The organism is Collimonas arenae (assembly GCF_000786695.1).
Classification (GTDB): Bacteria; Pseudomonadota; Gammaproteobacteria; order Burkholderiales; family Burkholderiaceae_D; genus Collimonas; species Collimonas arenae_A.
On sequence record NZ_CP009962.1, the window covers coordinates 2905187 to 2930575 of the forward strand.

Consider the following 25389-nt stretch of genomic DNA (forward strand, 5'->3'; position numbering starts at 1 on the left):
TGCACATGCCCAGGCTTGCCCGAGTACTACATTGGCTGCGACGTCCCTAGAAAATCACTGGTGTATTGTCGTTGTCGCCTGAACTGGCGGCATTGGCGGCATTGGCATTAAGTAAGGTGCTTTGCTGATGGAACACGTTCAAAGCAGGCTGCAGCGGCGCTCCGGATTGGGTGCCAGCGTTGGCGGCCAGGTTAGGCGGTGGCGGCGGATTCTGGTCGGTGCGCATGTCAAGGATATAAGCCTGCTTTTGATGCAAAACATGATCCATGCCGCGCCGCACCGCCCCCTTCACCTGCTCCGGCGTCGTCACCACTTCGCCGGACAGGCCGCCCAGCGCTTTGGCGATGGCGACAAAATCCATCACCGGACTCTGTATGCGCAAGTAGGACGGATCGGTATTGTTATCCTTGGGATGCCATTCGTAGCCGGGGGCGCTGCCATACGACGCCACCAGCTGCTGCAAACCGTTTTGCAGCGTATGGTATTCATGGTTGTTGGTGATGATGTACAGTACCGCCAGCTTGCGGTGCGCCGCAGTCCACCAGGTTTGCGGATAAAACAGCGACGAGCCGTCACCCACTGCATTCACCACAAACTCGGTATCGATTGCTTGCCAGCCTTGCCCGCTCAGCTTGATGCCGAGCGAGGCCGGCATCGACCAGCCCAGCGAACCGCCGCCAACGCAGTAGTAGCTGATCGGCGCCGCGCCCTTGGTCCCGAAAGGCAACAGGTACTGGAACGGCGCAGGATCGGACACCGCTTCATGGACGTACACGAATTTTTTATCCAGACTGCGCTGCTTGATTTCTTCCCGCAGCGCCTGGGCGATCACTACCGCCATGATATTCGGCGCCGCCAGCGCTTTGACAAAGTACGCATCCCACTGCACTCGCCGCTGCGCCGCCAGCGTGTCCAGTTTTGCATTGCGTGCGGCAGCTTCCGCAGAGGGGGCGCTGCCCACCAGCGCATTGATCAGCGGCAGCGTTGCCTTGATGCCGCCAAATACCGCCGCTTCGCCAAAATAATTCTTGCCTATGTCCCAGACATTGTTAGTGAGGTAAACCTGCCTGACGCTTGGCGGAATCAACGCGCCATCCGAATACTTGAAGATCGTGATCTGCGCCTGGTTGCTGAAACCGCACAGGAAGGCGACGTCGTGATCCCGGAATACTTTTTGCACGCCACTCTGTGTACCCGGCAGCTCGCCTTGCCAATGGCTGTCGTCGTTCGGGAAATTAGCCACGCTGCTAAAGGTTTGTTGCATGACCGGGGCGCCGATCAACTCTGCCAGCTGCTGTATTTCCGGCCAGGCGTCAGCGTAACCGACCGCATCGCCGGCAATGATGATCGGATTTTTTGCTTCCTTGAGCGCCGACGCGACTTGCGCGATCGATTGCGGGTCGCCCGTGAAATTCGGCGAAATGCGCGTGACGCCCTTGATGCGGTCATCGGGGCCGATTTCGCGCATGGTGAATTCCCACGGAATCGATACGAAAACCGGACCGTTCGGGGCCGCCATCGCTTCTTTAAAGGCTCGTTGCAGGACCAGCGGCAGTTCTTCGGCGGCGCGCACTTCATGCGCCCATTTGGTGTATTGCCGGGCCAGATCGACCAGGTTGGACGCCAGCAAGGGTTCCTGGGTCACCAATTCATTTTGCTGCTGGCAACAGAGGATCACCAGCGGCACTTGCGAGCGCGCGGCATTGAACAGATTGCCGATGCTGTGCGCAATGCCGGGCGTCACATGCACCACCAGCACCCCGGGTAAGCCGGTCATGCGCGCCGATCCCATGGCAGCGCCGAGTGCGATGTTTTCATGCAGGCATTCTATGTATTCCACCTCGTTTTCCGGGTACGAAGCGCCGTCGATGATCGGGATTTCATTGGTCCCCGGCACACCGAAAATATAGTGGATGCCCAGTTCGCTCAAGATATCGAAAACATAGTCGCGCGCCCAGCGTGTTGATGCCTTTCCAAGGTTATTCACCATCTGTCTCTCCCATTTGGACAACGTTACGATTCCGGCGTCTGGCTGCCACGTGGCCTTGAGAAAAACACAATGCAGGCTGGACAAGCAGTCGGGCGCAGCGGTTTTTGAATGTCCAATAGATATATCTGAAAAAAAACGTTTTGCCATCCTATAAAAAGTGACAGGTGGCAATAGTTAAAATCGCTCTTCCCTATGAAAATAGAGGTCATGGCCGCACGGCGGCTTGATTTATTCAGGGTATTTTCAGGCTGTCCACTCTCACTATTGACAGCTTGAGGTGAATGTTTAATGGATGCACCATCTGTTACCGTCGATAATTTCACTGAAGCAACATAACACTTCGACGGTAGCCGCAAATCCGCAGCGGATCTGGAAACACTTGTCGCCGCACACCGGCTTTGCTGTTTCAGTTGCACATCAATCTTTGGTCGCTTTGGCACACGCTCGTTGCTATTCCCACCCACAACCAAAAAAGGAATTCACATGACCAGTCCACTCACGCTGATGATGCCCGTCATCCCTGGAACCAGCCTGGATACAATTGCCACTGCGCTGGCAGGCAATAGTCAAAAAATCGACGACGCCCTCAATACGATCGGCACAGTCCACTTCGCTCGCTTTCTGGTATTGGACCGCGGGCAACCCAACCTGCAGCCCACCGGCGCTGCGTCCAACACACTGCTGATCGGCGTCGTCACCGAGTACGACGGCAATTTCAATTCATATATCAGTGATTTTGTCGGGCAACTGGGCCCCGTGTTCGACAAGCTGCTGTCATTTGTCGTCGGCGGGGCTGCGCTGATCCCGGTGGCCAGCAATGTCGCGGCATTCCAGGCCTACATTACCGTCAACGATGCTTCACAACACGTTCCGAACAATACGCTGTACGCGGCCTATCCGCAGACAGTGCAGCAGATCCGCGCCGCATTCTGATTTTTGCCATCGCTACGCCCTGCATGAGAACCGGCGTTGCGCCGCTCTCATGCGCCTTCCAATCTGATTTCAACGCCGGGAGCAACAGCATGGCCGATCCTGTAATCGATTACGACGACGTACAAGGCACCATTCTGCGCGGCTATCGCGTCGACATGGCGCGTCACTTCATTCTCTCCATCACGAATCCTCAGGCCGCGGGAAGGCTGATCGGCGCGCTAGTCGACGGCAGCAACGGCCTGCCGAAAATAACCACGGCCAGGCACATCCAGCCCAAGCCGCCTTGCTTTCTCAACATCAGCTTTACCTGCCCCGGCCTGGCCAGGCTCGGCATCAACGCCAAGCAACTCGCCACATTTGACCATTCGTTCCAGCTTGGCGCGACCAATTCCGCCAGCGCAGAGGCTGTCGGCGACATTGGCTCCAGCGCGCCGCAAAACTGGATAGGCGGATTGCAGGACGGCGCCAAGGTGCACGTACTGCTGAGCCTGTGGGTGACGGAATCGGCAGAGGTACTGGAATCGATATCGGCCCAGTTGCGCGCCGCATTCAACGGCTGCATGACTGAACTGTACGCGCAGGATGCGCATGCCCTGCCCGACAACAAAGTCCATTTCGGCTATCGCGACAGCATTGCGCAGCCAACCGTGATCGGCGCCCCGGCGACCAAACGTGAAGCGCCGGACGATCAGCCTGCGGTCAAGACCGGTGAATTCCTGCTTGGCTACCAGAACGAAATCAATGGCAGCTACACGGTATCGCCGCCCGAGCTGTCGACTAACAGTAGCTACGCGGCGTTTCGTATCCTGGAGCAGGATGTCGCCGGGTTCGACGCCATACTCGCCCGATACGCCGAGCAAACCGGACTTGATACTGAAATGCTGGCGGCCAAGATATGCGGGCGCTGGCGCAACGGCAACCCCCTGGAGCTGATGCCGGACGCGCCGGGCGAAGTCTTGCCGCCATCGAAATTGAACAATTTCAACTATGTCACCGGCGTAGCGCCAAGCGACGACACCCTGGGCCTGACCTGCCCGATAGGTTCACATATCCGACGCAACAATCCGCGCAACGGCGACGTCAACGGCGGTGGCACCCGCGGCAGCACCAACCATCGGATTGTACGGCGCGCCATGCCTTACGGGCCCGCTTACGACCCACAACATCCCGTCAATGCGCCGCGCGGCCTGACCGGCTACTTTATCAACGCCAGCATCTTCAACCAGTTCGAATTCGTGACCAGGGACTGGAACGATACATACCTGTTTGTGAAAGCCGCAACCGGCCCTGGCGGATCAAATGACGGTAATGCGGTCAGTAATATTACTGGCCATGACGTTTTCCTGGGAATCAATGATCCGGTGGACAGCTCTTTTACCCTGGCAGGAAAAGGCCCGCACGGTTCCGGCAACACGCTGCTGGAAGGCTTTTCCCGCACCATTACCACGCGCGGCGGCGCCTATTGCTTCTTCCCCAGCATCACGGGGCTGCGTTACCTGGCGAAATTGCCTTCGACATTGTGAGCATGTAGGGCATGGTTTGGCGTCCCTGACGTCAAACCTTCATCTTCCCGGATAGCAAGTCCGTGTAAGATTGGCGTTTTATCGCCACCCCAGATTAGTCGAAGAACCACGATGACAAAACCAGGCTTGCTTGCTCTTTCCCTATTTTCCCTCATGATTGGCGCTGACGCCTTCGCACAGTCAGCCCCGCCGCCACAGCCACAATCCGACTTTCCGGACCACATCAGCGGTGACCTGGGGCTTGGCGTCTTCAATACCCCGCGCAACTATCTCGGTAAGAGCAGGCAGACCAACGTGCTGCCCTATGCCTATTTTGATTACCAGCGCTTTTTTGCGCGCCTTGACACTTTTGGCGTCAAGACTTTCAAAATCGGCGATGGCTACCTGGAACTGGCTGGACGGGTCAATTTCGATGGCATCGACGCCCAGAATGGCATCAATAAGCGCTCGAATTCCGTGCCGCTCGGTATCGGCACGTACCAGGAAACGCCCTTCGGCGCTTTTTTCCTGAACGCTTTTTTGATATGAACAAATCGCATGGCACGCTGCTGGAAGCCATTTATGCCGCTGAATTCAAACTTGGGCCGGTCACGTTCTATCCGCAAGCCGGCGTAGAGCACCGCAGCAGCAGCTACAACAATTATTTCTACGGCGTGACGCCAGCCGAATCGGCCGCCAGCGGCTACCATGCCTATCAGGCAGGCGCTTCCACCAATCCGATTCTCAGCCTGAGCCTGGAAACGCCGCTCAGCGAGCACTTGGTGGCAAACCTGACGCTTAAACGAAAATGGCTGGGCAGCGCCGTCAGTGACAGCCCGATCGTCAACCGCAAGACGGAAGATATGGCCTTCGTCACGATCAGCTACCGCTTTAAATAGCCGGGCCGGTTGTTGTCAGTTGCGAATTAGCTGTTGCGGCTGCGATTAAGTGATCCCATCAGTTCGTCATGACGTTCTTTATCGCTCTTATGAAGATAGACGGCCGTCGTCGATATATTGGCGTGGCCGGCGGTATCTTGCAGCGCCTTCAGCGAGACGTTGTTGTTCGCGTGCGTGGTGAGCATCGTGTGCCGCAACCAATGCGCCGATGCCTGGCGCAAGGCCGAGGCGCTATCCGCGTCGCTCGTCGATTCCGCCAAGGCGGCTGCGGCCCAAAACAGTGATTTCATTGCATTCGATGCAGCTTCGTCTGTGACTGCTGCGAGCACTTGTCCACGGGTGGCAAGCACCAACGGCGTGGCGTCGTCGCGCGTTGCATGGGGCGCCAGTTCAAATGCTTTGCGATACTCCCGGAACGCGTCGAGCATGTCGGGCGTCACCGGCAATCTGCGTGGCTTTGACCCTTTGCCTATGACGTCGAGCCACCAGCGTCCGTCCCCTTCGGTATACATCGCCCCCATTTTTGCGGCAGTCAACTCAGATAACCGTGCGCCGGTTGCGACGTAGCTCACAAATAAAAACCGGTCTCGCGCCTTGGCCTTGATCCTGGTTGGCGTTGTCGCGGGCAGCAGATCGAGGCTCGCTTGTACATACCCAATGGCATCCGGACTTAAATAGCGTGTCACCCTTGCATCGCGCGTTGTCTTGACGTTTTTAACCAGCGCGCCGGCGTTACGCCGCAGGTAACCGGCATTCTTGGCAAATTCCAGCAATGCTTTCACGACCCGAAAAGCCTGCCGAACACTCGGGTCTCCAAGCGGCCCGGAAAAAGGCCGCCAGCGTTCGTCATTCCGCGGCCATTTTGTGAACGAAACCCAGGTCCCCTCCGGTTGCGGATCTTTCAGGAAAGCCTTGTAGGCGATCAAGTCTTCTATATGCAGTTGATACAGCATCTTGCCGTGATGCTGGCACCACAACAGAAAGCGTCCGAGCTCTTTTTTTGTACTCTTGATTGAATTTGCAGACAGCTCGCTGCTGTACAAAAAGGCCCGGGCCAGTTCCGAGTCTGAGCGCGCCGCCACCAGCGGCTCCGGCTCGCCGCCGGCGAACAGATCCAAAGTCAGCTCGGCTGCCTGAGCGGTTCTATCCAGCGGATCCAGATCTATCAGCGCGAAACCATTCATAAGCAGCTTTGTTGCGAAGAAAAAGAGAGAAAAAACAGAGTATTTCCTGGAAAAGCATCAGAATATCACGGCGATCAACATACTCGAGATTATTAACGTAATCTCGAGTAAATTTATCAATACGTAATTTTAATTACTATTAATTTACGTAATTTAAATTACCAAAATCGGAAATTTGCGTAAAATATCCTGGTTAATGCTCTTTTTAGAGGAAAAATCATGTCCGACCGCCAAAATCTCAGCTGGACCGCCTGCGACGCCCTTGCCGCGCAAGGAAAAAAACCCTCTATCGGCCTGGTGCGCGAATGGACGATCGCAACGACCGGCGCCAAGAAAGGCTCGGACGGCGATGTACAAAAGGACATCAGCGAGTGGTACGCCGATCTGCTTAAGCTAAAACGAGACAAGAGCGTAGCCGACCTGCCCGATGCTGTGGCCGCCCTCACCCGCGACTTGTGGCGTTTTGCTGTGGAGTCTGCGAACGACTCCCTCACTGCGGAACGCGCATCGCTGGCGGCAGAAAAAATCGAAAGCGAAAAGCTGATCGACCTGGCGCAGGAAGACACGCTGGCGGCCATCGAGATCGCCAATGAGATCAAGGGCAAGCTGACGATTGCCAACGCCGCCCTGCTTGGCCGTGACGAACAGATCAAGCGCCTGGAAGAAAGCCTGTCCGAACAGCGTGCCATATTGCTGGTAAAAGATGAACGTATCGTCGGTTTGATCGCAGATCTGGGGCGCAAGGCCGAAGAGCATGCGGCGGGCCTGGCTGAGCTAGATGGACTGCGCAAGCACAGCCTGCTTGAAATCGACCGGGCGCGTGGCGAAGCAAAACGATGGCAGGCTGAATTCGCCAGAGTCGAAGCCGAAGGAAAATCTGCTGCGCATGCCTATCGTGAAAAAATAGCTGCACTGGAAAATGACTTGTCAGGCGCGCGAGGCCGGCTAGGCGCCATTGAAGAATCGCTTGCAGATGCCAACAAACGTGTAGAAGCTACGCAGGCCGAGTTGTCCGAATTGAAATTTACCAATAATACCCCGGCCAGGCAGCGATTCGGCAGCGGCAAGCTCATCCGGCGGCGCAAGCTTTAGCGATTGCGGAGTCGCTGAATTGCTTCACCCTCGCAATGATTGAACTGGCGCACTTGTTACGCGGCCAGGCATTGTGCCGGTACAACCCATTAAAATATAACCAGCCGCCGTTTTTCAACTTAAACCTGACGTTCCTCAATCGCGTCGACCCGATCAGGATAGAACGCAAGATGATTCCTGATAGCGTCAACTGCCGCATACGGGGCCTCATAGGACCACACAGCATTGATCGAGCGCTCGCCCCCGGCCGGAATACTGTAATAGGAGCAATCGCCCTTGTAAGGACAATAGGTCGCATGCTCTGTCCGCTGCAGAAGGGCCATATCGACATCCTCCCTCGGCACGTATTGCACAGCCGGGTAGTTTGCCTCCTGCAGCGTCAATGCTTTGCGCGTATCCGCAATGACATGGCCACCAAGGGTAATTACGATGCGCGATGGACTCGCCTTGATCGAGATCGGATGATCGGGGCCGGGGATTTTGACGATCTTGGATGTCATGATTTCTTCCTTTTGGTAGCCAGGCTCAAAGTCGCCATTCATAGGCGGCAAACTGATTGATGCATTCGTTGGCACGCCAATCATGGCACAAGCTCACCCAAGCTGCAGCGCATGCCCTCCCCGAGCGGGATAACTGCGGACAGACCGATACCCTGTTTGCCCTGACACAGAAAGGGAGTAAGGCGCCGCCCCGCCGGCCTTTCAGTCGTTGGGCGGATTCCACGACAAGCTGACCGGCCGTTTCGGGGTGCAATGTATGGGGCAATTGCACCGACCGCGAAGCGGCCCGAACAGCGCCCCGCTCAACCTTAGGCCGTCACGGTAAACACAACCGGACCGGCCAGCTGTTCAGCATAAGCATCGTTGGCGAGAAACCATACCTTATAGGATCCTGCCGCCAGCCCCTGGGTCTTGAGCGTTACCTGGCCATTGAGCGCGGTGGCATACTCATACAGGCTATAGGTCTTGTAGCCGGCTTGGTCAGGTACTGTGCTGGAGATTGGAAACACGCCGATCCAGTTGCGCGCATTCTGCTTTTGGGCCGCAGTACTGTAGTTGAATACGATATTGCTGCCCTGGCGTATGCGCGGCGTCGCCGTCGACAGTGTCGATGGCGCAATTACGCCGATTTGAGGATCGGTCCAGCTGCGGGCTTCGCTTTCGACGTGGCCGGCGACGCGGCGTAAAAAGTTTGCGTCGGAATCTGCCTTGATGCTGAAGTCATACCAGCCTTTGGCCGCACCGAGCGGCACCATCAATCTAAGCACCCGACCTGCCGCCACCGGATAAGAGCCCTGGAAACCACTCGACGGACCGGCGTTGGCGGTGATCGTGAAAGTGCATGGTTTCGACCCGGCGTGGTTGGATAATACCAGGGTGATTGCATGACGTTCATAGTCGTCGCGCACCTGGACTTCCGGCTTGGCCGCTGCTACTGCGCCGGCGACAGCAAAGCTGCCTTTGATCTCCCGGAAGAAGCCGTTCGGGCCGTGTACGCGCAATTCGTACTGGTCGCCTGTCCAGTTGGCGAGTTTGACGTCGCGCAGGACCTTGCCGGCTTCCACCGTGTAATGCCACGGCCCGTCCTGGCGCAGATTCGAATAGGCGATGAAAGCGGCGCCGGCCTTGCCTGTATTGCCTAATGTCAGCGACAGTTCGCGATGGCCGGATTGTGCGGCGTACTGCGCATCGACATGCAATTGATACGGCAAATGGCAGGCCGGTCGTGGACCGCGGTTCAACTCTTGAACAGGGAAGGTTTGCACGGCCGGCGGCGTGGCGCTTACCGTCGAATCGACCTTATGGTAAGGCGCCGCTGGTGTAATTTGCGGCCATGCCTTGTTCGGGGTCTTGAAATCAAATGCCGATGTCAAATCGCCGCACACTGCCCTGCGCCATGGCGAAATGTTTTTACAGGTAACCTTGTCGCGATCCAGGCCGCGGCCCTCTACCAGCCATTCCTCCAGGAAGCGCAGCACCGAGGTGTGGTCAAACAGCTGCGAGCAGACGCGACCGCCGCGGCTCCATGGCGAAATCACCAGCATCGGCACCCGTGGCCCAAGTCCTTTCGGTACTTGCTGGTACAGCTCGCCTACCGTTGGGTCAGCCAGCGTGGTCTGGCCCATGTCCGCGTTCAATGGCGGAACATTCGGTGGCACGTGATCGAAAAAGCCGTCGTTTTCATCATAGTTAATCAGGAACACCGTCTTCGACCATACTTCCGGGTTGCTTGCCAGCGCACCCAGCAACCGGGAGGCGATATCTTCGCCGGCGTTTGGCGATGCCTCCGGATGTTCGCAATATTCATAAGGCGCAAAAATCCAGGAAACCTGCGGCAGCGCTGTCTTGCCGTTGACGCCATCGATGTCGCGCTTGAAGGCCTTGATCAGCAAATCACCCTTGGTGCCGGCGGTGTTGGCCTGGGTTGAACCGTCCGCCAACGCCCGGCCGTTCTGATACAAGGGCGAACTGGTCTTGAGGCGGCTGCCGTCGCTTTCGACCCGGAAATTCTTGAAATAGGCGAGATAGTTGTCGCCATAATTGTCGAACTCCTGGTAAGCCTTCCAGCTGACGTTGTTGGCTTGCAAGACTTCCGCATAGGTCTTCCAGTTAGGCGCGGCGGCAGTGGTTGCGGCGCTGATATCGTCGTTGTTGATGTCGCCGTTATAGATCGGATTGGCGTTGTACAGGTTGCCGTCATTGAGCCCGGTGATGTTGTCGCCGGCAGTACCGGACAAGGCATAGAAGCGGTTCGGATCGGTCGGACCGAAAATCGAGCAGTGATAAGCGTCGCAGATGGTGAATGCGTCCGCCACCGCATAATAGAAAGGCAGGTCGCCGCGGTCGAAGTAGCCCATGGTGTAGGCGGTTTTCTTCGGCACCCAGGCGTCCCAGTTCTTCCAGGTAGTCTCGGAACCCTTCCAGCTATGGTTCAGGCCGACTTGCGTGGCGTTGGTCCCCTTCGCATCGAAATGGTAAGGCAGCACGTAAGAGCTGCCGTTCGGCTGATACCACACCGACTGTCCGCTTGGCAGCGAGATGGCGCGTGGATCGCCGAAGCCGCGCACACCGGCCAGCTTGCCGAAATAATGGTCAAAAGAGCGATTCTCTTGCATGAAAATCACGACGTGTTCGACGTCGGCGATCGTGCCGGTCTTGCAGTTTGCCGGCACCGCCAGCGCTTGCCGGATCGTTTCAGGAAAAACGCCTGCAGCGGCAGCAGCAGCGGCCGTTTTAGCCGTCAAGGCCAGGAAGTCACGTCTGCTCTTTTGCGCCATATGGTTCTCCGGGAGGTCATGGTTAAATTTGCCGACAGGCTATATTTTTTATGTTACGTCCTCATGACCGCCAAGGAATCGGAGCAAAAGGCGACATTACATTCAAAAACAAACCATTAATAATCAATGCATTATTGATTACTGATGATTTAATTTATTTAATGTATTACGTCAGGTTTTTGTCTGAAAACGACAAGATTGGGGCCTGTCCATGCTTCATTTGGAAGAAGCGTTCAAACCAAAACTTGTGGTATCTCGCCGAGGGGAACCGGCTGACGCTGCCGATAGCCGTACGGCGTACAGCCGCTCCAGCGCCGGAATGCGCGGGTAAAAGCGCTTTGCTCTGAATAGCCCAGCAACTGGGCGATTTCCGCCAGTTGCAGGCGCGGGTCAGCCAGATAATGCTCGGCCAGGCGGTGACGGATACTCTCTCGCAACTCCCTGAAATTGATCCCGCTGGCTTCCAGCCGGCGATGCAAGGTGCGCGCCGATACATGCAATTCGTTCGCCACCAGTTCCAGTTCAGCCTGTCCTTCGCGGATCAGGCGTGCAATGCAGCGCCGCACTGCCAGTTCGAAGTCGTCCGTAGGGGGCAACTCCGCCAATAAACCTTCGGCTTGCCGCTCCAAGACATTGAGCAGAATCGTATCCGGCTGGCGCAGCGGCAAAGCCAGCAAAATTTGCGGGAGGTGGATGGAAGTGACCGGCTGGTCGAACAGTACCGGACAGCCAAACCAGTCGCGATAGGGTTTGCTATCGACCGGCGTCGGATTCACAAAGCAGACTTGGGTCGGCACTACGCGGCGGCCAGTGGCGTTATGCGCCAGTTGCAATAGCGCGGTGATGGCGCATTCATCCACCAGCGGACCGGGGCGGCCCTGGTCGACGCCCCATTCGAGCAGCAGGTCGCTGCCTTCCAGCGCGCTGCGCATCGGGTTGACGTCGTATAGCAGGCGCTGGTATTGCAGCGTGCGGGCCAGCGCTGCGCCCAGATTGGGACAAGCCAGCAACACATAGCCCATTACGCCGAAATGGGCCGGCGTAATGCTCTGGCCCAGGCGCAAGCCAAGCAAGGGATCGTGCAAATGCTCGGCGGCACGTTGCAGAAGCGCTTGCCAGCGCGTCACCGGGTAGCGCTGCAAGCCACGATCCGCTGCTTCCGGCGCTGCCACTCCCAGCAAGGCGGCCGCCGCCACTCCTTGTTTTTCGAGGTATTCATACAGCAGCCTGACGTAGGTGCTAGGCACGACGCCACGAAGCGGCTGGACCGGTGTGATGAGAGACATGGCGAGAATTGTCAAATAATTGTCTGGCGCGGTCAAGCCTTTCGGCAACCCCAGTCCTAATATGCAACAAATCGACACTGTACACGGAGCGGTACTTCATGATGGATCTGATCGGCTGGATGGAAGCCACCTTCGGCGCGCACATAGAGTGGAAGCAGGTGGTGCTGATTGGCATGACGCCTCTGTTCCTGGTCGGCTTCGCCATCGAATGGCAAGTCATGCGCAAGCGCGGCGGCCGGCGTCAGTTCTACTGGAAAGACATCCTCACCAATGTCAATCTGGGCGGCAGCTACCAGCTTTTCGAGCTGCTGGTGCACGTGCTGTTCGTCGGCGCGGCGGTTTTCTGGTTCTGGTGCCATCGCTTTTTCACGATCCCCATCAACGCCTGGACCCTGCTGCCGATATTCCTTGCCGTCGAATTTTGCTACTACTGGTTCCACCGCTGCAGTCACCGCGTGCGCTGGTTCTGGACCGCCCATGTGGTGCATCACAGCGGCGAGCACATGAACATGAGCACCGCCATGCGGCAGTCGATGCTGTATCCGATTACGGGCTGGTGGCTGTTTTTCATGCCGCTGGTGTTGCTTGGCGTGCATCCAGCCGTGGTGTTCATTCTTTACGCTTGCGACCTGGTGTACCAGTTTTTCATCCACACCGAAAGCGTCGGCAAGCTGCATCCGGTGCTGGAGTACATATTCGATACGCCCAGCAACCATCGCGCCCATCATGGCCGCAACGATTGCTATATCGACAAGAACTATGGCGGCGTCCTGATCGTCTTCGACCGCCTGTTCGGCACCTATGTGGAAGAGCAGGAAGCCGTTGATTACGGCATCAAGCGGCAGGTATATAGCCACAACTTGCTGACGCTTAACTTCCACGAATTCATCGATATGTGGAAAGACGTAGGCAAGCCGGGCAAACCGACCGAACGCCTGAAACATATCTGGGGGCCGCCTGAATACGAACGGACACCAGGCGTCGCAGCGCAAAGCCAGCTGCACAACGCCGATAGCTGAAAAATTTTCTAAATACAAAAAATAGAGGGAGACACAATGGATCGTCGGGAGTTTATCAAACGCACTACATTTTTTACCGTAGCGGCTGCCACCGGCACGCTGGCTGGCTGCGGCGGCGGGAGCGGAGATGCATCATTTGGGAAAAGCGGCGCATATACATTCCCGCAAGGCGTAGCCAGCGGTGATCCACGCGACACCAGCGCGGTGTTCTGGACCCGCGTCATACCTGCCGCCGGTGGCGCAATCAGCATCAATGTGCGGCTAGATGTCGCCACCGATGCCGGCTTCCAGCAAATGGCGGCGCAAGTCCAGCTCAGCGCCGATCCGGTCTACGACAACACCGTACGCGCCAAGATTACCGGTCTGTCGCCCTCCACCACCTACTACTACCGCTTCGTCGCCGACACCGACACCAGCCCGTCCGGCAAGACCAAGACGGCTCCTTCCGCCGGCAGCAGCAACAGCCGCGTGCGCTTTGCCTACTTCACCTGCCAGGACTGGTCGATCAATCACTGGGGCGCCTTAGCGCTGATGGCGCAAGAGACCGACCTCGACTTTATCGTGCATCTGGGCGACTACATCTACGAAGCAGTGGGCGCCGCCTATCAGGCTGGCTCGGTCGAAAGCGCACACCCGCCGATCAAGCTGCCCGACGGCACGCCGCTGCCGTTGCAAGCCGGCGGCAACTACGCCACCACGCTAGCGGACTACCGCACGCTGTACCGCACCTATCGCGGCGATATGCGGCTGCAGGCGCTGCATCAGGCCTTCCCCTTGATCGCCATCTGGGACGACCACGAATTCACAGACGACAGCTGGCAGGATCACGAAACCTATACGCTCGACAACCCCGAGCAGTTATCGCGCCGGCGCGTAGCCAACCAGGCATGGTTCGAATACACGCCGGTCGACATGGGCGACGTCTCGTTCGACCTGAACAATCCATCCTTCCAGAATATCCGCATCTACCGCGATTTCCACTTCGGCCAGCTAGTGCATCTGGTCATGACCGATGAGCGCTTGTACCGCACCCAGCATCCGGTGGGCTGGCAAACCAGCCAGACAAGCAGCGCGTCGCAAACCAGCAGCCCGATCGGCGTGCGCTATTTCGTCGACAAGGCCACGCTCGCCAGCGCCGAACAGCAGTACGCGGCCGCGCATCAGAATCAACTGCCGACCATGCTTGGCGCCGACCAGACCACATGGTGGAAAAACACCCTGCAAACTTCCACTGCAACCTGGAAAGTCTGGGGCAACGAAGTCATGCTCAACCGCCTGTGGATTGATCCGGTCGCTCCGCTGGCGCCGGTCGACAGCAATCCCAAGCTGATCGCCAATTGCGACTCATGGGATGGCTACCCAACCCAGAAAGCCGACCTGATGGGCTTCCTGGCAAACAACAACATCAAGAACGTCATGGCCATCACAGGTGATTTGCACGCCTACCAGTGCGGCGTGGTGCGCGGCCCCGATCCGACTACAGGCGTGCCGGTGCTGGTAGATTTTGTAACCGCCGGCATCAGCAGTTCCTCCTTCTACAGCTATGTGAAATCAGGCCTGCCGGCCAACGACCCGCGCGCGGCGCTGGTTTCTTCGCCTGCGGTGTTCGATACGGTATTCAAGCTGAACAATCCCGATCTGGTGCTGGCCGATCATGACGCGCAAGGATATGCATCGGTGACGGTAACGCCGGACGCGTTTACGGTGGTGTTCAAAAAGGTCGATCGCACGTTGACGGCTGCCGGTGCTATCGCCAATCCGGCAGCCATCGCAACCACGATCAATGTCGCGGTGAATACGCTAAAACCGGTGGTTTCCTGACAACGTGCTCGCTGCGCCTTTCCGTTATCAACGACATGCTGAGGGGAAGGCGCATCACGATGGATCTGATTAAGCTATTTCCGTCAGAATCGCCTTGACCCTGTCCAGCGCCGGCGCAATATCCAGGGTTTCAATAGCACCATAGCCAAAGAACAAGCCCGGCGTGGGTGGAATCTCGTGATAGAAGACATCGGTGGAATAGAGGCCGACGTCGACCCGCCGCGCCAGCTTGAGCAACAAGGGAATGTCGATATCCGACCTGGTCAGCGCCGTCATGTGAAAGCCGGCCGTAGCGGCGATCGGTTGCAGCCATGGCGCCAGGTCGGTAGCGAAGCGCGACAGCAATTGCGCGCGGCGGCTGGCATAGATCGCGTGGCAGCGCCGGATGTGTTTCTGCAGATAGCCGTCATCGATGAATTTGGCCAGCGCCCATTGCAGCATGGTCGGCGCATGCCAGTCGGACAAATGCTTGGCGATGGCCACCGCTTCGCGGATCGCCGGCGGCGCAATCAGGTAGCCGAGGCGCAATTCCGGCTGCATGCTCTTGGAAAAAGTCCCGACAAACGCCACCAATCCTTCGCTATCCATGCTTTGCAAAGAATCGGTGGGCCTTCCTTCGTAGCGGAATTCACTGTCGTAGTCGTCTTCGATGATGATCGCACCCAGCTCGCTGGCGCGTTTCAACAACGCCTTGCGGCGCGCCAGGCTCATCGGCATGCCGAGCGGGAATTGATGCGCCGGGGTGACATAGATCAGGCGCGTCCGGTCAGGAATCTGATCAACGATCATGCCTTCGTCATCCACCGGAATGCTGGCGATGTTGGCGCCCTGGCTAGCGAACGCCATGCGCGCCGTTGGATATCCAGGATCTTCGACCGCCACCGTGCAGCCAGGCTCCAGCAAAACACGGGCAATCAGATCAATGGCTTGCTGCGCACCGTTGGTGACCAAAACATCCATCGGCACGCACTGTACGCCGCGTGCGAACGAAGTATGGCGGGCGATAGCTTCGCGCAATACTGGCAAGCCTTCCGCATAAGAATAAAAACTGCGGTCGGCCTGGCTTTTGCGCAAGCCGTGCAGGACGCACTGGCGCCACTCGCTCACCGGAAAATGACCCTTTGCGCCGCCGCCAACAAAATCATAGCCTGAGCGCCGCTCCGATCCCGGCGGCGGCAGCGGAACTGAGCGCCCAAGCCAGGTTTTCAGGGCAGCGGCGCCGGCCAAGTCCTTGCTGGCAAACTGCCGGGCGCGCGGCGGGCCCTGCACATTGACCTCATTGACAAAAGTGCCGCTACCGATCTGTCCAACCAGCAGCTTGTCGACGGTCAGCCGTGCATAGGCTTCCGACACGGTTTTGCGCGACACCTTGAGCTGCTGGGCCAGCAAACGCGATGGAGGCACTTGTTCGCCTGCCGCCAACCGACCTGCCTGGATGGCTTCCTTGATTTGCCGGTAAATCTGGCCCGCCAGGTCTTTGTCCCCGTCGATGACGACATGTAATTCCATAACTGCTCCACAGCACAAAACAGATGAACATCTGTGCCCAAATACAACTCAGATGCAGCCCAGCGTTTTAGCATGTCCGCGCAGCCAGTGCAAATTTGGCCGCCAGTGGTCTCCTGTTTTTTCGCCGAATTGGTTATCCACAGGCCTGCCTGCGCCCCCTATCATACAGTCTCTTACCGACGTAACTTGCCAACTTAACAATGCACAGGAGAGTATTTTGGAAGCACGTATCGATTTCTACACAGCCTCGCCAGAAGTGATGAAAGCCATGATTGCTCTGGAAGGCGCAGTCAACAAGCTGGGACTGGAACCATCGCTGCTGGAGCTGGTGAAACTGCGCGCTTCGCAAATCAACGGCTGCGCATTTTGCATCGACATGCATACTGCGGACGCCCGCAAGGCCGGTGAAACCGAGCGCCGCCTGTATGGCGTCACCGCCTGGCGCGAAACTCCGTTCTTTACCGCACGTGAACGCGCCGCGCTGGCCTGGACCGAATCCCTGACATTGATTGCCCAGACCCATGTGCCGGATGAAGACTACAACCTGGTGCGCGCCCAGTTCAACGACGCTGAAATGGTCAACCTGAGCCTGGCCATCAATACCATCAACAGCTGGAACCGGTTGGCGATCGCTTTCCGCAAGATGCCGGCTGTCTGACCAACATTGCTCGCCAAGCCTGCCTACAGCGCAGGCTTATCCGCAGGCAGGCCGATGCCGGCCTTGCCTTCCCAGCCGCCGCCCAGCGCGGCAAACAGCACTACACAATTCTGCAGGCGTTGCCCTTGCATACGCACCAGGTTCATACTGGCCTGGGCATAGGCGTTTTCGGCGGTAATCAGCTGCAGCACATTCGATTTGCCGGCACTGTAGCTGGCGCGCTGCAGGCGCAGCGAGGTGGTCGAGATCGTCATGGCGTTCTGCGCCAGCCTGAGCGATTCGGTATCGTTGTCGATGGCCCGCAACGCATCGGCGACCTGGCCGAAAGCAGTCAGGACGGTTTGCCTGTAGGTAGCCAGCTGGGCATCGTAGGCATCTTCGGCAGCGCGCTTTTGCGACGCCAGCGAGCCACCCTGGAACAAGGTCCAGTTGCCGCTGGTGGCGGCGCTCAGCGAGCGGTTTACGGTATTGAACAGTGTATTGATCAGCGTCGACTGATAGCTATCCGAGAGCGACAGCGTCAGGCTTGGATACAACTGCGCGGCGGCGATGCCGATGGCGGCGCTATCAGCATGCAAGATGGCCTCAGCCGAAAGAATGTCCGGACGCTGATGCACCAGTTCCGATGGCAGGCTGACCGGCAATGTTTGCGGCATCTTGAAACTGTCGAAATCGAAATCCGGCGTCTGCCATTGCGACGGCGCCTGCCCGACCAGCACCGCCAGCGCATGGCGCGCCACGCTGATTTGCTGGTGCAAGGCCGGCAGCTGGGTGCGATCGTTCTCCAGTTGAGACTGCGCCGTCAGCACGTCGGTTTGCGCCGCCGTACCGATCTGGAACGATTTCTGCACCAGTTCCATATTCTTTTCATCGTTCTTGATCAGGCTTTCGGTCGTCGCCAGCAGCTTTTGCGAAGTCGCCAGTGTAATCGCCTGGGTCACCGCCGAACTGGTTAGCGTCAGATAGGCCGCCGCCAGCTGGTAGTGCTGGTCTTCCGCATTGGCCTTGGCCTGTTCCACGGTGCGGGCGGTCTGGCCGGCGATATCGAAGGTATAGCTGATCTGCGGACCAAGCGAGAACTGGTTGGTGGCCGTGCTCGAAGGCCGGAAAGTATACTGATTGCCGCCGTTGCCGGAAATGCTGCGCCCGGCGGAAGCGCCGACGCTCAGCACCGGAAACCAGGTAGAGCGCGCTTGCACGATACCCTCTTGCGCCTGCGCCAGTGTGGCGCGGGCCGCCGCCAGGGTCTGGTTGGCCGCAACCACCTGATCCAGAACAGCCGGCAATGCCGGTGCTTGCAACAACTCCCACCATTGCGCCGGCAAGGTTTGCCCCGCACCGACCACGGCGAGCGAGGGATTGGCCGAGCCGGCCGCAGGCGCCTGATCGTTGTCGTAAGTACTGAAGGCCGGCGCAGCTGGACGGACAAAATCCGGCCCTGCGGTACAGCCGGCCAAACCGAACGCCAACCCCGCCAGCAAGCCACCGACGCCACGGCGCTTTGCCGAGGACACAACCCCGGAAATGATAAAAACCTGCTTATTCATGACTATTCATAACGTAATGCATCGATAGGGTTGAGCAGCGAGGCCTTGCGCGCCGGATAAAAGCCGAAGAACATGCCGATGCCGGCCGAGAAGCAGAAGGCGCCGATGATGATGCTGGTATGCAGCAGTGTCGGCCAGCCGGCGACGTGGGCGATGACCTTGGAAGCCACGATACCCGCCAGCACGCCGGCGCCGCCGCCGATCAGGCTCAGCAACGTCGCCTCGATCAAGAACTGCAACAGCACATGGAAGCGGCGCGCGCCGATGGCCATGCGGATGCCGATTTCCCGGGTACGCTCGGTGACCGACACCAACAGGATATTCATGATGCCGATGCCACCTACCAGGAGAGAAATCGACGCAATCGCCGCCAGCAGCAATTCCATCACGCGGCTGTTTTCATCGGCCACTTCGGCAATCTCGGTCAGGTCGCGCACGCTGAAATCGTCGCTCTGGTCAGGCTTGATGCGATGGCGTCGCTCCAGTGTCTGCGTCACCTGCTCCAAGGCAGCCTTGACCTGATCGGCGCCGCGCGCCTGGATATACATGGTCTGCACAAAACCTTGCAGCTTGGCCTGAATGTTGAACGGATTGGGCGGCGCCGGATAGACCGTGCCGCCCTGCGTCATCGCCACCGAAGGCTGCGCCACGCCCAGCACCCTTACCTGTGAGGTACGGAAAGGAATCAGCGCAACGTCATCCTGATCCTGGCCGGAGGCTGAGTGCCCCTTGACCGCCAGCACGCCGATCACTTCCATCGGCACGTTTTTTACGATGACGGTGGCGCCGATCGGGTTCTGGCCTTCGCCGAACAGGTTGTCCACCACGGTTTGGCCAAGGATGCAGACGGTGCGGCCCTCGCGCTCGTCTGTCTCGCTGATCAGCCTGCCGGCCGACAGCCCCCAGTTGCGGATCGCCAGGTAGCTCGGAGTGACGCCCTGGACGCTGGTCGACCAGTTCTCGTCGCCGTTTTCGACCTGCGCCGACTGCCGGTTGACATAGCTGATCACCGCCACCGCCGGGTCCTCCTCCAGAATGGCGGCGCCATCGGCTACTTTCAGGGAAGAAGCGCTACCCGAACCGCCACGCACGCCACCGCCCCGTGAAGAACCGGGCAAGACAATCAGCAGGTCGGTGCCGAGACTCTTGAGTTGTTCCTGCACCGCCGCCCGTGCGCCCTCGCCCACCGCCAGCATGATGATCAACGCGCAAACGCCGATGAAGATACCGAGCATGGTCAGCGCCGAGCGCAGTTTGTTGCGACCGATGGCGCTAAAGGCTGCAATGAAGGCCATCGACAGGAAAGAAAACAGCTCTGCCAGGCTCAAACCGGAAGATGCTGCTTCAGTTGGCAATGGTTGCGTTGTTCCCTTGACGAGCGTCGGCGCGTCGTTTTTGCGTATATCGGAGAGCACCAGACCGTCGCGCAGAGTGATGATGCGGTCGGCAAAATCCGCCATTTCCTGTTCATGCGTGACAAGGATCACGGTCAAGCCCTGCTCGCGATTCAGGTCGCGCAAGGTGTTCATGATTTCGTTGGCAGTGGTCGAGTCGAGATTGCCGGTCGGTTCATCGGCCAGCAAAATCGCCGGCTGATTGATCAGCGCCCGTGCCAGCGCCACCCGTTGCTGTTGCCCGCCTGATAACTGATTGGGACGGTTATCCAGGCGTTCGCCCAGCCCCAGCAAAGCCAATGTTTCCCGTACCCGATGCGCGCCGTCGGCCAGCAGGCCGGAATAGAATAGCGGCAACGCGACATTCTCGGCCGCCGTGGTACGCGGCAGCAGGTTGAAACTCTGGAACACGAAACCGATGCGGCGGCTGCGTATCTTGGCCAGCGCCTGTTCGTCCAGCGCAGCAATATCTACGCCCTCCAACAAATAAGTACCGCCGCTCGTCTGGTCGAGGCAGCCGATCAGGTTCATCAGGGTCGATTTGCCGGAGCCGGACGCGCCCATGATAGCGACGAATTCGCCCCGTTCGATCGCCAGGCTGACGCCGCGCAAAGCGTGTACCTCCTGCGAACCAAGCTGGTAGGTCCTGGTGAGGTTGCGAACGTCGATTACCAGGTCGGGTTGTCTGCCTGGTGCGACGCCGGCGTTCAGGTTCGCGCTCATCACCGCCCGAACCCGCCACGGCGGCCGCCGGACTGAGCGAACGGCGATTGCACCGGCGTGCTCTTGGCCTCAACGGGGCGCACTTCCTTGACGATGACCTTGTCGCCGGCCTTGAGGTCGCCCTTGATCACTTCCACCAGGTCGCCATCGTCGAGCCCCGTCTGGATCCGCACCAGATGCGGCGCACCGTCGCGCAAGACCCAGACCCTGGCGTGCTTTCCGTGCGATGCCGCGGATTTTTCCTGCGCAGCCGTCGATTCAGAATCATTCTGCTTGTCTTCAGCCTGATCTTGCTTATCCTGTTTGCCCTTCTGCTCGCCTGCCTGATCAGCGATACTGTTACGGTCCCCACGCCGGTGTTCGCCTTGCGCGCCACCCTGATTACGGCTGGCCCATGCGCTAGCGACATCGCGCCGGATGGCTCCGTCTTTGCCAGCGTGATTTCCGGCGTGATCGCCATCGCGATTACCGCTTCGGACATAACCGGCATCGCCGCCACGATCAGCACGCTCTGGTGAAAACCGTATCGCGGCCAGCGGGATCCGCAGCACGTTTTCTCGCGAATCGGTGACGATTTCTGCATCCGCAGTCATTCCCGGAAACAGCAGCAATTCCGGATTATCAACCGCGACCACCACATCGTAGGTCACCACGTTCTGCACCGTGATCGGGCCGCGGCGTATCTGCTTCACCGTGCCCTCAAAGGTTTTTTCGGGATAGGCCTGGACCGAGAAGGTCACGTCCTGATCTTCCTTGATGCGGCCGACATCGGCTTCGCTTACATTGGCGTCGACCTGCATTTTGGTCAAATCCTTGCCAATCAAAAACAAGGTCGGGGTTTGCAGGCTGGAAGCGACTGTCTGCCCGACATCGACGCTACGGGTCAGCACAGTGCCGGTCACCGGCGAGACAATATCGGTATAACCGAGGTTGACCTTGGCCGATTTGAGCGACGCTTCCTGCGCCACAATCGCGGCCTGGTCCAGATCCAGCTGGGCGCTGGCCTGCTTGAATACATTGCTGTCGTTATCGACGATTTCCTGAGCCACGATACCGTCTTTGAGCAACTTGCCATCGCGTTCGAATACCGCTTTGGCGTACGCCTGCGCCGCCTGGTCCTTGCGCAACTGAGCGCGGCTGCTATTGAGTTGCGCTGCATTCTGGTCGACGATCACCTGGAACGTCGACGGATCGATCTTGGCGCAGATCTGGCCGGCCTTGACTTCGGTGTTGTAGTCGCAGGACAGCGACTTGATGGTGCCCGACACATACGAACCGACCTGCACCGTTACCCGTGGATTGATTGAGCCGGTGACATTGACGGAGCGTTCGATGTCGCCCATCGTCACTCCGGCCGTCACATACTGCGGTTTGGCCCGCATACTGGCCCACCAGTAATAAGCAGCGCCGGCAACGGCCACCAGCAACACCAATCCCAGCCAGAATGCAGCTGTCCTGAACGGGAAACCTGAGCCCGCCCGGTCCGACAAAATTTTACCCACGCCATTTACCCTATGCGATTAATTCGACGGCCGAATGCCACTAGATCGTCAGTGTCCGATGATTAGTAGGCATTAGACATGCATCATGTAAATCGCTGATTGCAAGGGGGAGCTTTTTGTATCTGGCGCGTGAACAATTGTAAGCAATTATTGCACTTCAGAATTTGTCTTCAGACTGCCATATTTGGACTTGAGCAAGCCTGCGCCAATGCAGGCTTGCTCACAGCCACACAGCCAATGCCGGTCAGGCGGCTTTGATGTTGTCGGGCGACAAGGGCATCTTGCGTACCCGCTTTCCGGTTGCGGCAAACACCGCATTCGCCACCGCCGGGCCGATCAGCGCCGTAGCCGGTTCGCCGATGCCGCCCGGTTTTTCCGTGCTGGCGACCAGCGTGACGTCGACTTTCGGCATATCCACCATCCGTACCACCGGATAATCGCCGAAGTTCGTTTGCTGGACCCGGCCTTTTTCCAGCGTGATCTGCCCTCCCAGCGCTGCCGACAGCCCGAAGGCAATGCTCGACTGCAGTTGCGCTTCCACCGTATCCGGATTGACCATATGTCCGAGGTCGGCCACCACGACTACCCGATGCACCTTGATTTCATGATCGTCGTGCATGGAAATTTCAACCACCTGCGCCATATAGGTATCGTAGCCTTCCATCAAGGCGATGCCGCGAAAGCGCCCGGCAGGCAACGGCGTACCCCAGCCGGCATTCTGCGCCGCCTGCTTCAGCACATTGGCGAAGCGCGGCTGCTGATCCAGCAACGACAGCCGGAAAGCATAAGGATCCTTGCCTGCCGCGGCGGCCATCTCGTCGATGAAACTTTCATTGGCGAACGCATTCAGCGCATGGCTGACGGAACGCCAGTAACCGACGCGCAAACCGGCGTCATGGATGATCAGGTCCTGCGCCATGTTGGGAATGCCATAACCGACCACCGCCGCTTCCGCCATGAACGGGTCAAGCGTATCCTTGGGCAGGCCGAAGGCGCGCTGGGTCACCGATTGCGAGGTCAGCTGGAAGGTCAGCGCCACCGGCTTGCCATCGGCGTCGAAACCGCCCTTCATGCGATGCAAGGCCATCGGCCGGTAGAAATCATGCGTGGTGTCGTCTTCGCGGGTCCAGAGCAGCTTGACCGGTTTGCCGACCGCCTTCGAGATTTGCGCCGCCTGGACGATGAAGTCGACATCCAGCCTGCGGCCGAAACCGCCGCCCAGGAAAGTGGTTTGCACGTCCACGTCTTCCGGCTTGAGGCCGAGCGCCTTGGCCACCGCACCCTGTGCGCCCTGCTGGTACTGGGTCGGGCCGATCACCAGGCATTTGCCGTTGCGGAAATCGGCTGTAAAGTTTTGCGGCTCCATGGTGGCGTGCGCCAGCAGTTGCGACTGGTACTCGGCGCTGATGGTCTTTGCCGCGCCTTGCATGGCTTTTGCGGCGTCGCCGGTCTTTTTGATGCTGATTACCTTTGCATCTTTTTCGGCAGCGCGTATGCCGGCCATCATGACGGCATTGTCCAGCTTGGCGACCGGGCCCTCATCCCATTCGACCGTGAGCAGTTCACGCGCCTTTTTTGCGCGCCAGTAGGTGTTTGCCACCACCGCCACGCCATCGTCGATCTGCACCACATCGATCACGCCCGGCATTGCGCGCGCCTTGGCGCCGTCAAAGCTGCGCACCTTGCCGCCGATCACCGGACACTGCTCCAGCGACGCATACACCATGCCCGGCAGTTTGACGTCAATACCATAGACAGCGCTGCCGTTGACCTTGGCTGGAGTATCGAGACGCTTGGTGGCCTTGCCGACGATCTTGAAATCTTTCGGGTCTTTCAATTGCACGTCTGTCGGTACCGGCAGCTTGGAAGCAGCTTCAGCCAGTGCGCCAAAGCTGGCCTTCTTCCCGTTCGGACCAAGCACCATGCCGTTTTCTGCCCGCAACGAAGCCGCATCGACATGCCACTTGCTGGCGGCGGCGCTGATCAGCATGGTGCGCACCTGGGCGCCGCCGATGCGCAGTTTTTCCCAGCCATCGCGTACGGAAGTCGAACCACCTGTAATCTGGGCGCCAAGCAGTGAATTGGTATACACCGCATTGGGTGGCGCAATCGCCACTTTCACTTTGCGCACGTCGACCCCGAGTTCTTCGGCGATCAGCATGGGCAGCGCGGTATAGACACCTTGTCCCATCTCGGAGCGGGCCGAAATCAGCGTGATGCTACTGTTGTCGGCGATATGCACCCAGGCATTCGGAGTGTAGATCGTACCGGCCGCCTGCGCTTCGTCCAGCAGTCCGGGCAACATGATGCCAAGCGTCAGGCCGCCGCTGGCGATGGCGGAAGTCTTCAGGAAATCGCGTCGAGTAGTCGTCATCTCAGTCTCCTCAAGCCTTGTTCCGCATTTCGGCGGCAGCGCTCTTGATGGCGGCGCGGATGCGGTTATAGGTTCCGCAACGGCAGATGTTGCCGCTCATGGCGTTTTCAATATCGCTGTCGCTCGGATTCTTGTTGGTGGCCAGCAGCGCCGCGGCGCTCATCAATTGCCCGGACTGGCAGTAACCGCATTGCGGCACGTCATGGGCGATCCAGGCTTTTTGCAGGGGATGGGAATTGTCCTTGGAGAGCGACTCGATGGTCGAGACTTTTTTTGACGCCACCGCCGAAACCGGGGTCTGGCAAGAGCGCACCGGCTGGCCGTCCAGATGTACCGTACAGGCGCCGCACAAGGCAACGCCGCAGCCGAACTTGGTGCCGGTCAGGCCGATCTCATCGCGAATCACCCACAGCAACGGCGTATCAGGCTCAGCTTCTACCGATACCTTCTTTCCATTCAGGTTAAAGACTGTTGGCATGCTTATCTCCTCCATGTGGACCCACGGGATAAATACTGCAGCCTCATTCCTTGTACCGTCGTAGATGATGGCTAGCAATATCTGCTTTGCTACAAACCGCGACAACCTGGTGGTGCGGGCAAGACCGGCTTGCCTCTGAACAGTACTGTACGCCGTTTGACGGCATATCGCTTTTTTCATTTCACGCCAAAGCTGTTGGCG

At 58.5% G+C, this 25389-nt stretch carries 19 protein-coding genes; 8 read left to right on the plus strand and 11 right to left on the minus strand.

Annotated elements, in window-relative coordinates:
* Window positions 1-46: 46 nt before the first annotated feature.
* The gene (locus LT85_RS12820; protein WP_081992353.1) at window positions 47-1990 is read right to left on the minus strand and encodes a thiamine pyrophosphate-binding protein; all 1944 of its coding nucleotides are present in this window, start codon (window positions 1988-1990) and stop codon (window positions 47-49) included.
* A gap of 483 nt (window positions 1991-2473) precedes the next feature.
* Here LT85_RS12820 and LT85_RS12825 point away from each other — a divergent pair, with 483 nt between their 5' ends.
* From LT85_RS12825 to LT85_RS27560, 4 genes are all read left to right on the plus strand, one after another.
* Window positions 2474-2923 carry a hypothetical protein gene (locus tag LT85_RS12825; RefSeq protein WP_038489303.1) on the plus strand — a complete coding sequence of 150 codons (450 nt, stop codon included), beginning with the start codon at window positions 2474-2476 and terminating at the stop codon, window positions 2921-2923.
* A gap of 89 nt (window positions 2924-3012) precedes the next feature.
* A complete protein-coding gene (locus LT85_RS12830; RefSeq protein WP_038489305.1) occupies window positions 3013-4446 on the plus strand; it encodes a Dyp-type peroxidase in 1434 nt (477 codons plus the stop codon).
* Window positions 4447-4557: 111 nt separating this feature from the next.
* The gene (locus LT85_RS27555) at window positions 4558-4974 is read left to right on the plus strand and encodes a MipA/OmpV family protein (RefSeq protein WP_367379767.1); all 417 of its coding nucleotides are present in this window, start codon (window positions 4558-4560) and stop codon (window positions 4972-4974) included.
* Complete coding sequence (locus LT85_RS27560) at window positions 4971-5324, plus strand: MipA/OmpV family protein (protein WP_367379768.1); 354 nt, start codon at window positions 4971-4973, stop codon at window positions 5322-5324. Before LT85_RS27555 ends, LT85_RS27560 begins: the two co-directional genes overlap by 4 nt.
* Before the next feature lie 26 nt (window positions 5325-5350).
* On the opposite strand, the gene LT85_RS12840 is transcribed toward LT85_RS27560, so the two are convergent.
* Window positions 5351-6508, minus strand: coding sequence for a tyrosine-type recombinase/integrase (locus LT85_RS12840; RefSeq protein ID WP_038489308.1), 1158 nt, complete (start codon window positions 6506-6508; stop codon window positions 5351-5353).
* A gap of 219 nt (window positions 6509-6727) precedes the next feature.
* Here LT85_RS12840 and LT85_RS12845 point away from each other — a divergent pair, with 219 nt between their 5' ends.
* The gene (locus LT85_RS12845) at window positions 6728-7600 is read left to right on the plus strand and encodes a DNA-binding protein (protein WP_038489311.1); all 873 of its coding nucleotides are present in this window, start codon (window positions 6728-6730) and stop codon (window positions 7598-7600) included.
* 119 nt (window positions 7601-7719) lie between these two features.
* On the opposite strand, the gene LT85_RS12850 is transcribed toward LT85_RS12845, so the two are convergent.
* From LT85_RS12850 to LT85_RS12860, 3 genes are all read right to left on the minus strand, one after another.
* Window positions 7720-8100: a DUF427 domain-containing protein gene (locus LT85_RS12850; protein ID WP_038496077.1), complete on the minus strand. Its 381-nt coding sequence runs from the start codon at window positions 8098-8100 to the stop codon at window positions 7720-7722.
* Window positions 8101-8408: 308 nt separating this feature from the next.
* Entirely contained in the window at window positions 8409-10877 is a 2469-nt protein-coding gene (locus tag LT85_RS12855; RefSeq protein ID WP_052135134.1) for a phosphocholine-specific phospholipase C, read from the minus strand.
* A gap of 233 nt (window positions 10878-11110) precedes the next feature.
* A complete protein-coding gene (locus tag LT85_RS12860; RefSeq protein WP_052135530.1) occupies window positions 11111-12163 on the minus strand; it encodes an AraC family transcriptional regulator in 1053 nt (350 codons plus the stop codon).
* A 98-nt stretch (window positions 12164-12261) separates the two neighbouring features.
* Here LT85_RS12860 and LT85_RS12865 point away from each other — a divergent pair, with 98 nt between their 5' ends.
* Window positions 12262-13182: a sterol desaturase family protein gene (locus LT85_RS12865; RefSeq protein WP_038489314.1), complete on the plus strand. Its 921-nt coding sequence runs from the start codon at window positions 12262-12264 to the stop codon at window positions 13180-13182.
* 36 nt (window positions 13183-13218) lie between these two features.
* On the plus strand, window positions 13219-15003 hold the full coding sequence (locus LT85_RS12870) for an alkaline phosphatase D family protein (protein WP_038489317.1): 1785 nt from the start codon (window positions 13219-13221) through the stop codon (window positions 15001-15003).
* Window positions 15004-15072: 69 nt separating this feature from the next.
* On the opposite strand, the gene LT85_RS12875 is transcribed toward LT85_RS12870, so the two are convergent.
* Window positions 15073-16512, minus strand: a complete 1440-nt coding sequence (locus LT85_RS12875) for a PLP-dependent aminotransferase family protein (RefSeq protein ID WP_038489320.1) — start codon at window positions 16510-16512, stop codon at window positions 15073-15075.
* Between the two features lie 217 nt (window positions 16513-16729).
* On the opposite strand from LT85_RS12875, the gene LT85_RS12880 reads away from it, so the two are divergent.
* A complete protein-coding gene (locus tag LT85_RS12880) occupies window positions 16730-17170 on the plus strand; it encodes a carboxymuconolactone decarboxylase family protein (RefSeq protein ID WP_038489323.1) in 441 nt (146 codons plus the stop codon).
* Window positions 17171-17193: 23 nt separating this feature from the next.
* Here LT85_RS12880 and LT85_RS12885 read toward each other — a convergent pair whose 3' ends face one another.
* The 5 genes from LT85_RS12885 to LT85_RS12905 form a co-directional block, all read right to left on the minus strand.
* Complete coding sequence (locus tag LT85_RS12885; RefSeq protein ID WP_052135135.1) at window positions 17194-18717, minus strand: efflux transporter outer membrane subunit; 1524 nt, start codon at window positions 18715-18717, stop codon at window positions 17194-17196.
* Between the two features lie 2 nt (window positions 18718-18719).
* Entirely contained in the window at window positions 18720-20834 is a 2115-nt protein-coding gene (locus tag LT85_RS12890; protein WP_052135136.1) for an ABC transporter permease, read from the minus strand.
* On the minus strand, window positions 20834-22336 hold the full coding sequence (locus tag LT85_RS25430; protein ID WP_052135137.1) for an efflux RND transporter periplasmic adaptor subunit: 1503 nt from the start codon (window positions 22334-22336) through the stop codon (window positions 20834-20836). The genes LT85_RS12890 and LT85_RS25430 overlap by 1 nt, the downstream gene beginning before the upstream one ends.
* Before the next feature lie 244 nt (window positions 22337-22580).
* Window positions 22581-24710: a xanthine dehydrogenase family protein molybdopterin-binding subunit gene (locus LT85_RS12900; protein WP_038489326.1), complete on the minus strand. Its 2130-nt coding sequence runs from the start codon at window positions 24708-24710 to the stop codon at window positions 22581-22583.
* Between the two features lie 10 nt (window positions 24711-24720).
* Window positions 24721-25188: a (2Fe-2S)-binding protein gene (locus LT85_RS12905; protein WP_038489327.1), complete on the minus strand. Its 468-nt coding sequence runs from the start codon at window positions 25186-25188 to the stop codon at window positions 24721-24723.
* Window positions 25189-25389: the final 201 nt, after the last annotated feature.

Excerpts from the sequence above, each read along its gene's own strand:
- LT85_RS12820 (WP_081992353.1), bottom strand. The coding sequence starts at position 1,990 with ATGGTGAATAACCTTGGAAAGGCATCAACACGCTGGGCGCGCGACTAT.
- LT85_RS12825 (WP_038489303.1), top strand. The coding sequence starts at position 2,474 with ATGACCAGTCCACTCACGCTGATGATGCCCGTCATCCCTGGAACCAGC.
- LT85_RS12830 (WP_038489305.1), top strand. The coding sequence starts at position 3,013 with ATGGCCGATCCTGTAATCGATTACGACGACGTACAAGGCACCATTCTG.
- LT85_RS27555 (WP_367379767.1), top strand. The coding sequence starts at position 4,558 with ATGACAAAACCAGGCTTGCTTGCTCTTTCCCTATTTTCCCTCATGATT.
- LT85_RS27560 (WP_367379768.1), top strand. The coding sequence starts at position 4,971 with ATGAACAAATCGCATGGCACGCTGCTGGAAGCCATTTATGCCGCTGAA.
- LT85_RS12840 (WP_038489308.1), bottom strand. The coding sequence starts at position 6,508 with ATGAATGGTTTCGCGCTGATAGATCTGGATCCGCTGGATAGAACCGCT.
- LT85_RS12845 (WP_038489311.1), top strand. The coding sequence starts at position 6,728 with ATGTCCGACCGCCAAAATCTCAGCTGGACCGCCTGCGACGCCCTTGCC.
- LT85_RS12850 (WP_038496077.1), bottom strand. The coding sequence starts at position 8,100 with ATGACATCCAAGATCGTCAAAATCCCCGGCCCCGATCATCCGATCTCG.
- LT85_RS12855 (WP_052135134.1), bottom strand. The coding sequence starts at position 10,877 with ATGGCGCAAAAGAGCAGACGTGACTTCCTGGCCTTGACGGCTAAAACG.
- LT85_RS12860 (WP_052135530.1), bottom strand. The coding sequence starts at position 12,163 with ATGTCTCTCATCACACCGGTCCAGCCGCTTCGTGGCGTCGTGCCTAGC.
- LT85_RS12865 (WP_038489314.1), top strand. The coding sequence starts at position 12,262 with ATGATGGATCTGATCGGCTGGATGGAAGCCACCTTCGGCGCGCACATA.
- LT85_RS12870 (WP_038489317.1), top strand. The coding sequence starts at position 13,219 with ATGGATCGTCGGGAGTTTATCAAACGCACTACATTTTTTACCGTAGCG.
- LT85_RS12875 (WP_038489320.1), bottom strand. The coding sequence starts at position 16,512 with ATGGAATTACATGTCGTCATCGACGGGGACAAAGACCTGGCGGGCCAG.
- LT85_RS12885 (WP_052135135.1), bottom strand. The coding sequence starts at position 18,717 with ATGAATAAGCAGGTTTTTATCATTTCCGGGGTTGTGTCCTCGGCAAAG.
- LT85_RS12890 (WP_052135136.1), bottom strand. The coding sequence starts at position 20,834 with ATGAGCGCGAACCTGAACGCCGGCGTCGCACCAGGCAGACAACCCGAC.
- LT85_RS12900 (WP_038489326.1), bottom strand. The coding sequence starts at position 24,710 with ATGACGACTACTCGACGCGATTTCCTGAAGACTTCCGCCATCGCCAGC.
- LT85_RS12905 (WP_038489327.1), bottom strand. The coding sequence starts at position 25,188 with ATGCCAACAGTCTTTAACCTGAATGGAAAGAAGGTATCGGTAGAAGCT.